The following is a 13440-nucleotide window of genomic DNA, read 5'->3' as shown; positions in this document are numbered from 1 at the left end:
GATCGAATGGAGGGGCAGTACAGATGGTTCATACTGGCGGCAGGCTGGCTGCAGAGATGTCCACCCAGAATCTAAACTCGGCGACCATGGGAGGCACCGCGGTCGGCTCCCGTTCAAGAGATAAGGCAGATGAGTTCGCGTTCCAATTTGACATTCCAAGGGCACACGGCTCCCACGACGTCAGGTCTTGACCAAACTTTCCAACGGAATTTCGAGCGTCAGCGATAGGCCTTCACTCGTCCAATCCCTGGAGATCGCGCCGTTCAATCCTTGCAAGGCAGCTTTTTCCAAGGTCGTTCCGAAGCCTGCCCTTGTCGATACTTCGGGCGGTGGCGGAGAGCCTCTCTCGTCCCACCTCAAATGCAGAAGTTCTTCGGCCGCAGTAACATCGATGGTCAGGCGTCCCTCGGATGTCGATAGTGCACCGTACTTGGCGGCATTGGTGGTCAGTTCGTGCAAAAGTAGTGCAAGCGATGTGAGGGCGGTGCCTGTCAATGGCGCGTCCGAACCGGTGATCGTTATGCGAGAACCCTCTGCGTGATCATGCGGCGCCACGATCGCTTTCAGCAGTGCGGTGACCGTGGTCGCGATCTGGCCACCATCGTTGCCTGTCTCAAAGTCGGGTAATGTCAGTTCATGGGCTCGTGCCAGCGCATGCATACGAGACCGAAGATCGGTTTCAAGCTCGGCAACACTGGTGGCAGGCCGGGCACTCAGCGATATCAGCCCGGCAGCCAGGCTGAAGAGATTTTTGATGCGGTGGTTGATCTCGCGGAGCAGGATATCCTTGTGGCCGGCGGCATCTTTCAGCGCTTGGGCATGTTTTACGAGTTCGTCGCGTTGCGCTGCAAGCTGTTGCCGCTGGCGATAGAGCTCAAAAAAAACGTCAACCTTGCTGCGCAGAATATCCGGTTCGATCGGTTTCTGAATGAAATCGACGGCACCTGCCTCGTAACCGCGAAAGCGGCGATGCGCGTCGGTGGTGCCTGCGGTGACGAAGATGATCGGGATGCGTCGGGTTCGCTCATTGCCGCGCATCAACTCCGCAAGCTCGAACCCATTGAGACCCGGCATCTGCACGTCGACGAGCGCCAGAGCGACGTCGTTGTGCAGCAGAATTTCCAAAGCCTGATCGCCCGATTTTGCCTTGAGAATAAGAAGATCATTGCGACGAAGCAGCGCTTCCAGTGACAGGAGGTTTTCCTCAAGGTCATCGACCAGTAGAAACGGCACAGGCTCCATATTCGTCTTAAACCTCTCTTAAATATTCTGCGATCGCGTCGAGCGACAAGACACGGGCACTCGGACACAATTGAATGGCAGCTTCGGGCATTGCGGACGCGAACGCATCCGCTGGATCCTGGACAAGCGCCGCTCCCCCTGCGTCTACTACAGCCTGCAACCCCTTGGCGCCATCGCTGTTGGCGCCCGTGAGCACGATTGCGATCAAGGCCGGCCCGTAAGCGTCCGCGGCGCTCTCAAATAGAACGTCGATCGAGGGGCGGGAGAAGAGGACGGGCTCGTCGCTAGACAGTGCAAGGCTCCTATCGGCTTCAAGCAGTAGATGATAGTCCGGCGGCGCGAAATAGATCGTCCCGCCGGCGAGCGGCTCCTTGTCCTCGGCCTCACGCGCCGAAAGTTGGCACTTCGCCTGGAAAAGCTCGGCCATGACGCTACGTTTGTCCGGCGGAACGTGCACGACAACAATGATCGGTAATCGGAAGTCTCGCGGCAGAACCGGCAAAATCGCCGATAGTGCCTCAAGAGCGCCGGCTGACGCACCGATTACGATCGCTTCGGGATTTACCGACATCATTCACCCCGCCTCTGATAGATTTTCTCCTCTCGCACAAAGTCCGAGAAAGAACCACCTTGGTTCGAAAAGCGGAGACTCTCCTTGGAGCCAAGGCCGAGGAAACCCTTGCGAGCGAGAGAATCCTTGAACAGTCCAAGCGCTCGGTCCTGCAAGGGACGATCGAAGTAGATCATGACATTCCGGCAGGAGATCAGCTGCATCTCGGCAAACACAGCATCGGTGACGAGGCTGTGATCCGAAAACAGGACGTTGCGGCGCAGGGTGCTGTCGAAGACCACGCTGCCATAGGCGGCTTGGTAGTAATCGGACAGAGAGGATTTCCCCCCGGACTTTCGGTGGTTCTCGGTAAAAAGTTGAACCCGCTCCAAAGCATAGATACCTGCCTCGGCCGACTGCAGTGCCTCCTGATTGATATCGGTTGCGTAAAACAGCGTGCGGTCTTCCAGGCCCTCCTCGCGAAACAGGATAACCAGCGAGTACAACTCCTCACCTTCGCTGCATCCGGCAACCCAAACCTTGAGCGAAGGATAGGTTCGCAGATGCGGCACCACCTTCTCCCGGATCGCCTTGAAATAGCTCGGATCGCGAAACATCTCGCTGACCTGGACGGTAAGATACCGTAGGAGCTTCGGCAACCTACCGGGATCGTGGAGCAGACTTTCCTGCATTGCCGAAAAGGTCTCGAACCCAAGCTGTTGGCGAGCCTGCTTGAGGCGTCGCTTTATCGAGGCCATCGCGTAGTTGCGGAAGTCGTAGTGGTATTTGAGGAACAAGGCCTCCAGCAGGAGGCGGATCTCGATGTCTTCGATCTTTTCCGGCGCGGGCGTCTCGCTCATTTCGGCATCCACACACGGACGAGCGACAATAGTTTTTCGACATCCAATGGTTTTGCCATATAGTCGTTGGCGCCGGCATCGATGCAACGCTGTTGATCATCGGGCATGGCCTTGGCAGTCAGCGTGATGATTGGCAGCTTCTTCCATGCCGGATTTTTACGAATCTCTCGCGTGGCGGTGAGGCCGTCCATGACGGGCATCATGACGTCCATGAGCACAAGATCGATCGCCGCGCTTGCCGCCGACGATGCGGTCTGGAGAGCATCAAGTGCCTCTTGGCCGTTACGCGCAATCTGAATGACAACACCGCGGGGCTCAAGGATGTTGGTGAGGGCATAGACATTGCGGACGTCATCTTCCACGACGAGAACGCGGCGGCCTTCAAGAAGCGAATCCCTGTTCTGGGCCTTGCGGATCATTTTCTGCTGTTCGTCCGGCAGTTCGGAAATCACCTTGTGAAGGAACAGGCTCACCTCGTCGAGCAGGCGCTCGGGCGACTTTGCTCCCTTGATGATGATCGATTTTGAATAGCGGCGAAGACGTTGTTCGTCGTCGGCCGAAAGGTCGCGTCCAGTGTAGACGATAACGGGTGGAAACGCGTAGGCGCTCTCGCGGCTCAGCGTTTCAAGCAGGGAATAGCCGGAGGCGTCCGGCAAGGATAGATCCAGCACCATGCAGTCGAAGGTCTGCTGCTTGAGCAGTTCCAGGCATTCGGCGGCGGTGCTGGCGGTGACAGTCTCGACATCGCCAGAACTCAGCAACCTTGCAACGGCATCGCGCTGCACCGGGTCGTCCTCGACGATGAGGATCCGATGTACGCCCTGGGACAGCTTGAACTCGAGCTTCTCCAGCACTTCGACCAGTTGCTCGCGCATGACGGGCTTGACGGCGTATCCGACTGCGCCAAGCGACAGAGCGGTCTCCGCATGATCGCTGCCCGAGACAATGTGAATTGGGATATGGCGCGTCTGCACATCGTGCTTGAGCCGGTCGAGGACGGCAAGCCCGGACTGATCCGGTAGACCGACATCGAGGATGATCGCGCTCGGCATATATTCCTTGGCGAGGTTCAAGGCTTCCTCGGCCGTTCCAGCGACCAGAGAGCGGAATCCCATCTCACGAGACAGATCACGGACGATGCCAGCAAATGATGCGTCGTCTTCGATGACCAAAAGCACGCGTTTCGCGTCGGTCAATGTATCACGATCATCCTCGACCTTCGACGCTGGTCTTGGGGTTACCGGTCGGGCCAGTTCCGACGACGGCCGCTCCGACTCAACGGCAGCGCTTGGGGGCGCGTCGCGCGGTGCGACTTTGGCTGGATCGTAGGCTGGCGGAATGGCGAGCGTGAAGGTACTGCCCTCGCCCGGCTGGCTTTCCAGTCCGAGAGAGCCGCCCAGGAGGCGCACGAGCTCACGGGAAATCGACAGTCCCAGACCGGTGCCCCCATACTTTCGACTGATCGTGCCGTCAGCCTGGTGGAACGCCTCGAAAACGCTTCGCTGCTGCTCCTTGGCGATGCCAATGCCAGTGTCTGACACGGAGAAGGCAACCTGACCGTCGGAGACCGATCGGATCGACAGTCTTACCCGGCCGGCTTCCGTGAATTTGATGGCGTTGGAAAGGAGGTTCTTCAGCACCTGTTCGAGGCGCTGCTGATCGGTCTCGATGGTCGCGGGGCAATCGGGGCCAATCTCGACCGAAAAATCAAGCTTCTTGTCGGCTGCCAAGGGTTGAAAGACTTGCCGCAGGTTGCCGGCCAGTTGCTCGACCGTTACCACTTCGGGCCGTATGTCGACATGGCCAGCTTCGATCTTGGACAGATCGAGAATATCGTTGATCAGGTTCAGAAGATCGTTGCCTGAAGACTGGATCGTCTGTGCGAACTTGACCTGCTCGGCGGTGAGATTTTCGTTCGGGTTGTCGGCGAGCAGCTTCGCAAGGATCAGCGAGGAATTGAGCGGCGTGCGCAGTTCGTGCGACATGTTGGCGAGGAAGTCAGACTTGTATCGGCTTGCTTGCTCAAGCTCCCGCGCCTTGAGCTGAACAGAAGCGTTTGACCGTTCAAGATCATCCTTATGAACCTCCAGCGCTTGGGCTTGCTCTTCGAGCTGTGAATTTGTCTGCTCAAGTTCAACCTGTTGCTGTTCAAGGCGCGCCTGCGACTCCTTCAGCGCCCGGCCCTGCTCCTCCAGCTCTTCATTCGATACGCGCAGCTCCTCGCTCTGGGTCTGCAGCTCCTCCGACTGACGTTGCGTTTCTTCGAGCAGATTCTGAAGCTCACTGCGATAAATTCCGGACCGCACGGCGATGGCGACGGCTTCCGAAGCGCGTTCCAGGAGCGTGACGATGCGTTCGTCGATCGGACGCAGAAAGCCCAGCTCGATGACGGAATTGACAGTGCCGTCGACGCGTCCCGGCAGGATGACCAGATGCTTCGGCTTATCCCGTCCAAGAGCGGAGCCGAAGGCGAGATAGCCATCTGGCACCTCGCCCACCATCATTGCTCTACCTTCAGCAGCAGCTTGCCCCAAAAGACCTTCTCTGGCTTTGAACCGCATCGGGACGCTAGCGTCATCCGGAATGCCGTAGACGGCAGCGCGCTGATAGTGATCGCCGGCGCCGGTGAATACGGCTCCCGCGACAGCGCCGACATAGCGCGTCAGGAAGTCGAGGATGCTATTGCCGAGCTGTTCCATCGGTTGATCGCCCAACAAAGCGCCGGACAAGCCGACTTCTCCGGACTGAAGCCATTCTTCTCGTCTCCGAGCCATAGTGGCCCTGCGCATCAACAAGCCAATCGCCACTGTTAGTCCGATGCCGAGCAGCCCCGCTAGAAGCGTACTGAGAAGTGCTCTCTGCTGTGCAGCGTTCATTTCGGCGAGCCGCTGCACCCGAACCTCTGTTTGTCCCTGCGCCAAGGCGGAGATTTGAGCGCGGATAGCATCCATCTCGAGCTTCCCGCGGTCGGAGTTGACGACGGCAAGTGCCGCCTCCAGCCCTGCCGTGCGGCGAAGTTCGATCGTCTCGTTAAGTTCGGAAAGTTTGCCATCGACATGTTGCCGGAGCGCAGTCAGTCGCGGGCTCTGTCCGATATTGGACCCACTTAACTGCGCGATTTTATCGAGTTGCGTCGGGATTGCTCGTAGCGCCGCATTGTAGGGTGCCAGATAACTTTCGTTATTGGTCAGCAGGAAACCCCGCTGTCCGGTTTCAGCATCCTGCAGATGAGAAAGCAGCTCGTCCAGCGCGACGATGGCGACATGCGTCTGGACAACCTTCTCATTGCCATCGCGCAAAGCCTGCAGGTTGAAATTGGCAACAAACCCGCTGATTAGGAAGAAGATTATCGCGCCTAAAAGGCCAAGGGCAACGCCGGGATCGAGACCGAGGTTTCGGCGTGACGGATCGGGCGCAGCGCTTTTCTTCATAGGTGATTCTCGTTTTCAGGGTGGGCGGGAAGGGATCAGCAAGCGATTAGAAATGATCGTTCCTGTGAAGAGCATGCCATTGTGGGTGTCAACTGGAAAAGACCGCCACGCGCGATCACCTGCCATAAACCCCGGAGCGATAAGTCTGAGCAGCTGGAAGATAACACTCCATGGCCAGAAGACGCTCTTAAAATCCCTTATGACTTTGGGCCCCCTATCGGCGAGCAAGGTGTGGGTTTTTTGGAAAGTCATGGACTACGGCTGCAGCGGTTTTGTGATTGTTTGCCTGCCGTTCGCTTAGATGTAACAGACGTGGCGGCCATGGCCGCCGCAGACTACTTGCAGCTTGGTGATCAGTCCGCCACGGCTGCGTCCGATACATCGGGGTAGAGCCCCTTTTAAGCAGACTGGCAGCGGTGCGATTCGCTTTAAGATGGGTTGCATCGATCATCAGATTGTCTGGTTCCCCGCCTTGAGCTGCCAGTTATGCAAGGATGCGATTGAACACACCAGGCCGGATCCACCGGATGAAGCGATTGTAGATGGTTTTGTGCGGGCCATAGTCTGCAGGGGCATCCCCCCATCGAAGGCCATTGCGGATCACGAACAGGGTGCCGCTCAAAACCCGTCGATCGCTACTCGCGGCACCCCGTGCGACAACGGGAAATAAGGCTCAATCCGGCGCATCTGTTCCGAAGTCATCATCAGCAAGTGAGACAAGGCAGTATCCTCCTGCAACCTTGAATCATCTCCTTGAAGTCAACTCAAAGATTAATACGTCCTGACCCCAGGTGGCGATCAGCGAAATCCGGTATTACTGTTGATCGGCGGGGTTATGCAGGATCGTTCGCAGGGCCGACGACATCGGGAAATTGAGATTGATTCCGTTGGGTGGAATTGGTGACATGAACCAGCGATCGTACGTGTCCTTGATTTCATCTCCTTGGAAAATCTGACGCAATGCCGCGTTGACATCTTCCCTGAAAGTATTGTCGCCCTTCCTGAACATCAGGCCGTAGGGTTCCGGAGCCATGAGAGAGTCGTCTGAAAGGTTATATTTCTCCGGAGCTCCGGAGTTTGCTATGGTTACTGCCAGCAGAATGCTATCCATGACATAGGCCGATGCCCTCCCCTCGGTCACCATCGCAAAAGCGGTCGGCTGGTCGCTACTTGGCACAACCGCGATGTGGAGATTTCGGCTGCGGTTGATGCTATTGAGATAACCGATATTGTTTGTGGCCACCGGCGAAGTCACCGTTCGACCAGCGAGATCTTCAATTCTATGTAGGTTACTCGCCTTGAGAGAAACGAACTGGGTCGCCGTCAAAAAATGAGCATAGGAAAATGCCACGCTCTTTCGACGTTCGGCGGTGTTCGTGGTCGAAACACACTCGATATCAATCGTCCCGTCCATGACCTTTGCAAACCGGTTCGCCGCTGAGCGTGGCTCGTATTCGATCTTCAGGTCTGGCCGAGTATACTTTTGCCTCAAGCTGTCGACAATTCGCAAACATAAATCGATCGAGTAACCGATCGGCTTACCAGACGCGTCCAGAAACGAGAAAGGTGCGTCATCTGTCGAATATCCTATCCGGATGATCCCGGTTTGCAGAATTCTATCGAGTATCGGAGAATTTTCTGCAAAAGCCCCCTTTCCGGTAAAAGCAACCAGAACGAATACCAACAGAAGTCTCAGGCGTCTCGTCTTCAACATATTCAATGTCCCCCTCAAAGTAGAAAAGACGTCAATCCTTATACTCCACTGGATCAGCATAAGCCTTCTTCAGGACCCCAGACATCGGAAGATTGAGGTTCATGCCCGACGGCGGGATCGGTGATGTGAACCATTTCGCGTAGATAGCATCCATCTCAGGGCTCATGAACAGTTTACGCAGACTGTCGTTGACGACCGTTTTGAACGCCTCGTCGTCTTTCCGAAGCATCAGGCCGTAAGGCTCTGGCTTGCTCAGCATATCCTCGGACAGCAAATATTTTGACGGATCATCCGACTGGGCGATCATGGCAGCAAGTAGGATACCGTCCATCACGAAAGCATGCGCCCGCTCGGACACGACCAGATTGAAGGCCTCCTCATTGGTCTTGGTCGCTATCACCGCTATGCTGAGCTTCTTCTCACGGTTGATAGTATTGAGTTGATCGATATTCACCGTACCCGACGCCGACGTCACTGTTCGACCGGTAAGATCCTCGATTGACGTGATGCTGTCGCTTCGGCGCGTCACAAACTGGGTAGCGGTCAGAAAGTCAGGATAGGAAAATTCAACTGTTTTGCGCCGTTCGGCATTGTTGGTGGTTGCCGCGCACTCGATATCGATCGTCCCGTTCTTGACGAGGATGAAACGTGTCGCCGGCGTTGCAAGAACATATTCTAATTTGAGATCTTCTCGTTTGAGGTGCTTGCCAATATCCGCCGCAACATGCTGGCAAAGGTCCATCGAGAACCCGATGATGTCTCCGGACGGCGTCTTGTACGAAAACGGAGGTTCGGTCTGGCGATAGCCTAAAGTAATGACACCGCTCCTTGCGATCTTGTCGAGCGTGGCTTCGCCAGCCAGCGCGTTAGCAGTTGCCACGCAAGCAAGTGTCAGGGCGGTCAGTGCGGTACCAATGCTGCGCATGCAAAATCCTCGCTTTTTCCTATGAAATTTTTGACCGCGAATCCGGACGTGTTTCGCTGCTATGGATGCCGGGAACGACAGAAGGAGACGGTCGGCCGAAGTGGTATCCCTGCCCTTGCGTGCAGCCGGAGAGCCTGAGGATTTCAGCCTGGGCCTCGTTTTCCACCCCTTCGGCAGTCACTGTGATGTCTAATTGCCGCGTCAAGGCAATGACCGCTGCGACGACTGTCGCCGACGGAGCGTCGTGTGGCAACCCGGAGACGAAGGCGCGGTCGATCTTTAATTTCTTGAACGGCACGCGCAGAAGCGAGATGAGCGATGCATAACCTGTCCCGAAATCGTCGAGGACGATGGAAACTCCGGCCTTAGCCAAGGCAGTCAATGCGGCTATACTGACTTCATCTTCCAGGACGAGGCTTTCAGTCACTTCAAGTTCCAAGCGCTCTGGTTCCAACCCGGACACGCTCAGCATCCTGAGGACGTCTGGTGCGAAATCCGGCTCGCGCAACTGGAGGGCGGAAATATTGACTGCCACCTTAATATGCTTCTCCCACCTCATCGCCTCGGCACAAGCAGTTTGCAGAACCCAATTTCCCAGTTCGGTTATGGAACCCGTCTCCTCCGCCAAGGAGATAAATCGGTCCGGCGCAACCAGCCCTAACTTGGGATGGCGCCAGCGGATCAATGCCTCGAATGCACAGGTGGCCCCACTGCTGAAGTCGACGATGGGCTGAAAGTGCAGCTCGAACTCCTGCTTTTGTATCGCGGTTCGAAGTTCGATTGCTAAGGCATGCTGCCCTTGAACAGCCATGTCCATGCCCTCCTCGAAGAAGGCAAATGTGCCGCGCCCTTTGGACTTGGCGCGGTAAAGCCCGAGGTCGGCATTTTGCAGAACCTGGTCTGCGGACACCCCGTGGACAGGCATGGAGGCGATGCCGATGCTGGTCCCGATTTTTACCTGTTGGTTGCCGATCGCAAGCGGCTGCGAGAGACTTTCGATCAACTGCTTGGCAAGAGCTTCTGCTTCCGGGCGATAGTTAGCCCTTACCCGCTGAATTATCGCAAACTCGTCGCCGCCAAGACGAGCCGCGACGTCATCGACCTCGATCAAGGACCGGATACGGTCTGCAGTCTCAATCAAAAGCGCATCGCCAGCGCCATGGCCAAGCGTGTCGTTGACGGCTTTGAACCGGTCCAGATCGAGAAGAAGAATATTAGATCCGCCTTGCATGGCAGAACACCTTGCTACAGCATCGTCGAGACGTTTCATCAGCAAAGCGCGGTTCGGCAGGCCGGTTAGGGCGTCGTGGTGAGCCATATGCTCCATTTGTATCGCCATGTCTCGGATCTCGCGCAGGCGTGCGCGCTCCACAACCGCCTCCCGCAAGGTTTCAATCGCAACCGCAAGGTCGCCGATCTCATCTGCGCGATTTTGAAAGGGCGTCACGATATCGGTGTCTTCGCGGGCTACCCGCAAAGTCGCGTGGACGAGCTGGGGGAACGGTTTAAAAAGGCGACGCGCAATGGAGGTCACGGTAAAGCCTGTCAGGCAGAGAATGCCGAAAAACACGATAAGGGAATTACGAATGAGAGCTTCCTGAGCGCGACGAAGCTCGTCTGCCCTGCCGATGCTCGTGGCAACCGCTCCCATCAGTCGGCCGGCGCCGTCGGATATAGGCAGCAAGCCGACGTAGTGCATCGTCCCGCCAATCGAGGCAAAGCCTGTTGTCAGCTGTTGGTCATCGGCCAGCTTCGAGAAAATGTCTCCCGTAACGGTAATGTTTTCAGGGTTTTCGGTGCCGGTGAATGACGAGGCAATGGGAAGGAACGTCTTTGTCTGGCTGTCATAGCTGAACAGCCACGCATTGTTCGTGGTCTGCGCTGAAATGGATGCCAGTACGTCAACGGGGCTGAAGCCTGTCAACAGAACGGACGCATCGTCACCGACAGGTTGGGAGGAGACGATGCGGGCGATCCGGCCATTGGCATCGACAGTGGCTGAAACGTAAGTATAGACGCTACGGAGTGCGGCGCTGGCGATCTGTATGTTGATTTTCGCTTGGGTCTCGCGTTGTTCACGGGCGGCGGACACGAACATTGTCAGACCAAGCATCGCTCCGACGCCATAGGCAAAGATTACACCAACCAGAAGCACGAGGGTGATTTTCGCCCCAAGCGACCGCCGCCACTGGCGAACAACAAGCGACAATTTCTGGATGCGCGGCCGATTGCGCAACGGGGATAACACAGCAACCGGTATTGCATGCGCGGAATCCCTGGTCATCAATATCTATCAGCTCCATCATCAAAACGCAGGACTATGGAAGACCGGCAAAAGCAACTTGCACGATTTACTATGGTGGATCAGATCGCTTGAAGACTGATTAACGGTGGGCGGCGAGACACGCGAAAACGGCATTTGTCCTTAGGGCGTAGTGACGATTTAAGGTTTTGATCTTCCCAAAGGTGTCCAAATCACATTCCAGACTGACTGATCTTCTCGGGCGGCCTCGACGGCACAATCGTGCTCCATCTGGCCGCAAAATATCATCGGGACGTCACAGCGTTTCCGATCAGCACTCAAAATTCCACAGATCTGGAATATGCGCGGCGTTTTTGCGCCGAGCGCGGCATTCCGCATATCGTGACGGAATTTCAAAGTGGACAGAACAAACGCAACATTCGCAATTCAATCTTCAGCGGAGAGTTCTTCGAGCCCGTCGACATCTCGGATATGCTAACAAATGGCATCCGTTTATGCCGGGGTCCGGGCGAATGGCTTTAAGATTGCGCTGTCGGGAGATGGAAGCGATGAGATTTTTGCGCGATATGGTCTATTCAAAACGGCCAAAGATCCCTACGCTCTCTCGACCTACAGGCTGAATAATCTCTTCCGTACGGATCTTCAGCGTACCGATCGCAGCAGTATGGCAAGCTCGATCCAGTGCCGGTTCCCATTCCTAGATCGATGGCTTATCGAGTTCGCCATGGCTTTCCCCTTCGATTTGAAGGTCAGGACCGGCGTTGAGAAGTTCGTACTCCGCGAAGCATTCCGGGGTGATATTCCGGACTATATGATTGACCGTCCTAAGATTAGAATACCGGAAGGGATTGGGATCCACGACCAAATATTTCGTGCGCTCACCGATGCCACTCGCCCTTCTGATATACTGCTCCCAGACAATATCGACGGTCCTCAAATTCGCAACGCGTTGGCGATGTTTCTCTAATTCGGGTACAATGCGCCTACCGAACGACACAAGAAAGTCGGCACTGACTATTTCGATGGCGGCAACTTTAATTTCGATGAATTTAGCGAACAGAGGAGCAGCGAATGGACACTCAGACAATTCTTACGTTTTGCTTGGCTTTCTTCGTATTCGCCGCGAGCCCAGGCCCGGACAACCTTACGATTTTTTCCAAAACTGTCTCCAACGGCCCGGCGCACGGAATTGCGTATGGTGTTGGGGTCGTTTGCAGCATCTTTCTGTTCGTCATCTTCGCGGCAATTGGCTTCAATGCAATTGCCCAATACATGAACGAGAAGCTGCGATTCATTCAGTATGTGGGTGCCATGTATCTGATCTACACAGGCGTTATGATGTGGAGATCGAAACCGGACATTAAGCCCCGGGTGATGCGCGGCGGCTTGGTATGGCTCTTCTTAACCGGGTTTCTTTTGAACATATCCAACCCCAAGATGCCAATCTTCTACCTCGCGCTCCTACCGGGAGTTCTCGGCATTCGGCCACTAACAGTGTCTGACACACTGGAATTGCTGGCGATCATCGCGCTCATCGAGGTCGTGGTCGTAGGTGGGCACGTGTATCTGGGACAGAGGGCAAAATCCGCTCTTACCGATCCGAAGAAGCTCGGCGTGTTGAACCGTGGCGCTGGGGCGCTCATGATTGGCGCTGGCGTGCTGGTTGCAAGTCGCTAATAACATCAGGAGCATCAAGGCTTTTGTGCCTAGTGGGACCAAAGGTCGTCGTGGTCCGCGCACCGACGACCGGGATTTCCTTGATGCGTTATTATGGATGGCCGTTCGGGCGGACGCTGGCGCGACCTGCCGGCGCGGCTGGGGGACTATCGCTCGGTGAAACGGCGCTATTACCGCTGGATCGAGATGGGCGTACTTGACCAGATGCTTTCGGGTTCTGGCGCGCGAAGCTGACCTGGAATGGCTGATGATCGACAGCACCGGCGAAAAGGGCGCAGATGCCCAGGACTTCACCTTCTCGTATGACAGACATAGAGAACACCGTGGAAACATCGGCACGCTCGAACGCAGCCGATGGCGCGAGCTTTAATAGATGCCGCGACACCTCCGATCGCTCAAGGCCCACCCGCATAGCCAGTTCGCCGACATCCAGCTCTTCCTCCGACAATAGGAAGAGTATCTGGAGGAGGTTCGGGTCTCAGTTGCCCACTCCAAACCAATGGCATGGACATCGTTCTGGCCACGGCAGAGCCCTTTGCAGGGATTTCGGGCATTGCCACCTCCTGTTCGAGTTATGTCAGGCCTCTCTATCCAGAACCGTCGATCGGAATTCCAGGTCCGGCAGGGCGCTCCGGTGGCTCATTCAGATTGAACAGCCTCCTGCACAGGCTATCGAAATCCGCGTTCCGGTTCGGCGCACATGTAGATTGCGAGCGCTGCCCGGGTTGGTGCCTCAGGTGATTGCCCCACTCCACACCATGGACTATTAGTCATATCG

Annotated in this window: 11 protein-coding genes and 2 pseudogenes; 5 read left to right on the top strand and 8 right to left on the bottom strand. The window is 56.1% G+C overall.

The genetic code is table 11. From position 1 onward, the window contains the following. Positions 1-180: 180 nt before the first annotated feature. The 8 genes and pseudogenes from IEI95_RS08015 to IEI95_RS07980 all read right to left on the bottom strand — a co-directional run bounded on the left by IEI95_RS08015 (position 181) and on the right by IEI95_RS07980 (position 10646). Positions 181-1242, bottom strand: coding sequence for a response regulator (locus IEI95_RS08015; protein WP_060716663.1), 1062 nt, complete (start codon positions 1240-1242; stop codon positions 181-183). Positions 1243-1249: 7 nt separating this feature from the next. Beyond that, entirely contained in the window at positions 1250-1816 is a 567-nt protein-coding gene (locus IEI95_RS08010) for a chemotaxis protein CheB (RefSeq protein ID WP_234625147.1), read from the bottom strand. Beyond that, the gene (locus IEI95_RS08005; protein ID WP_194416233.1) at positions 1813-2652 is read right to left on the bottom strand and encodes a CheR family methyltransferase; all 840 of its coding nucleotides are present in this window, start codon (positions 2650-2652) and stop codon (positions 1813-1815) included. The genes IEI95_RS08010 and IEI95_RS08005 overlap by 4 nt, the downstream gene beginning before the upstream one ends. Beyond that, a complete protein-coding gene (locus tag IEI95_RS08000; protein ID WP_060716665.1) occupies positions 2649-6083 on the bottom strand; it encodes a response regulator in 3435 nt (1144 codons plus the stop codon). Before IEI95_RS08000 ends, IEI95_RS08005 begins: the two co-directional genes overlap by 4 nt. Positions 6084-6567: 484 nt before the next feature. Further along, positions 6568-6720, bottom strand: a pseudogene (locus IEI95_RS29760) (transposase); the annotation flags it as partial. Positions 6721-6897: 177 nt separating this feature from the next. Further along, entirely contained in the window at positions 6898-7797 is a 900-nt protein-coding gene (locus tag IEI95_RS07990) for an amino acid ABC transporter substrate-binding protein (RefSeq protein ID WP_071205909.1), read from the bottom strand. Between the two features lie 31 nt (positions 7798-7828). Then, positions 7829-8713: an amino acid ABC transporter substrate-binding protein gene (locus tag IEI95_RS07985; RefSeq protein WP_234625150.1), complete on the bottom strand. Its 885-nt coding sequence runs from the start codon at positions 8711-8713 to the stop codon at positions 7829-7831. 28 nt (positions 8714-8741) lie between these two features. Then, on the bottom strand, positions 8742-10646 hold the full coding sequence (locus IEI95_RS07980; protein ID WP_234934178.1) for an EAL domain-containing protein: 1905 nt from the start codon (positions 10644-10646) through the stop codon (positions 8742-8744). Between the two features lie 567 nt (positions 10647-11213). Between IEI95_RS07980 and IEI95_RS29755 the strand changes: the two genes are divergently transcribed. From IEI95_RS29755 to IEI95_RS29595, 5 genes and pseudogenes are all read left to right on the top strand, one after another. After that, complete coding sequence (locus IEI95_RS29755; RefSeq protein WP_114386918.1) at positions 11214-11507, top strand: asparagine synthase-related protein; 294 nt, start codon at positions 11214-11216, stop codon at positions 11505-11507. Next, on the top strand, positions 11467-11952 hold the full coding sequence (locus tag IEI95_RS29600; protein ID WP_060716670.1) for an asparagine synthase C-terminal domain-containing protein: 486 nt from the start codon (positions 11467-11469) through the stop codon (positions 11950-11952). Before IEI95_RS29755 ends, IEI95_RS29600 begins: the two co-directional genes overlap by 41 nt. A gap of 104 nt (positions 11953-12056) precedes the next feature. Beyond that, positions 12057-12662 carry a LysE family translocator gene (locus tag IEI95_RS07965; RefSeq protein ID WP_060716671.1) on the top strand — a complete coding sequence of 202 codons (606 nt, stop codon included), beginning with the start codon at positions 12057-12059 and terminating at the stop codon, positions 12660-12662. Next, positions 12637-12924 (top strand): annotated as a pseudogene (locus IEI95_RS07960) (transposase); the annotation flags it as partial. The gene IEI95_RS07965 and the pseudogene IEI95_RS07960, both read left to right, overlap by 26 nt. Continuing rightward, the gene (locus IEI95_RS29595) at positions 12910-13032 is read left to right on the top strand and encodes a hypothetical protein (RefSeq protein ID WP_267967346.1); all 123 of its coding nucleotides are present in this window, start codon (positions 12910-12912) and stop codon (positions 13030-13032) included. The pseudogene IEI95_RS07960 and the gene IEI95_RS29595, both read left to right, overlap by 15 nt. Positions 13033-13440: the final 408 nt, after the last annotated feature.

It is taken from the genome of Agrobacterium vitis (assembly GCF_014926405.1).
Taxonomy (GTDB): domain Bacteria; phylum Pseudomonadota; class Alphaproteobacteria; order Rhizobiales; family Rhizobiaceae; genus Allorhizobium; species Allorhizobium vitis_H.
This window is presented reverse-complemented; position numbering and strand designations above follow the sequence as displayed.

What these genes read in the sequence shown, in the direction of transcription:
- IEI95_RS08010 (WP_234625147.1), bottom strand. Translation starts at nt 1,816, where the DNA reads ATGATGTCGGTAAATCCCGAAGCGATCGTAATCGGTGCGTCAGCCGGC.
- IEI95_RS08015 (WP_060716663.1), bottom strand. Translation starts at nt 1,242, where the DNA reads ATGGAGCCTGTGCCGTTTCTACTGGTCGATGACCTTGAGGAAAACCTC.
- IEI95_RS07990 (WP_071205909.1), bottom strand. Translation starts at nt 7,797, where the DNA reads ATGTTGAAGACGAGACGCCTGAGACTTCTGTTGGTATTCGTTCTGGTT.
- IEI95_RS29600 (WP_060716670.1), top strand. Translation starts at nt 11,467, where the DNA reads ATGGCATCCGTTTATGCCGGGGTCCGGGCGAATGGCTTTAAGATTGCG.
- IEI95_RS29595 (WP_267967346.1), top strand. Translation starts at nt 12,910, where the DNA reads ATGATCGACAGCACCGGCGAAAAGGGCGCAGATGCCCAGGACTTCACC.
- IEI95_RS08005 (WP_194416233.1), bottom strand. Translation starts at nt 2,652, where the DNA reads ATGAGCGAGACGCCCGCGCCGGAAAAGATCGAAGACATCGAGATCCGC.
- IEI95_RS07965 (WP_060716671.1), top strand. Translation starts at nt 12,057, where the DNA reads ATGGACACTCAGACAATTCTTACGTTTTGCTTGGCTTTCTTCGTATTC.
- IEI95_RS08000 (WP_060716665.1), bottom strand. Translation starts at nt 6,083, where the DNA reads ATGAAGAAAAGCGCTGCGCCCGATCCGTCACGCCGAAACCTCGGTCTC.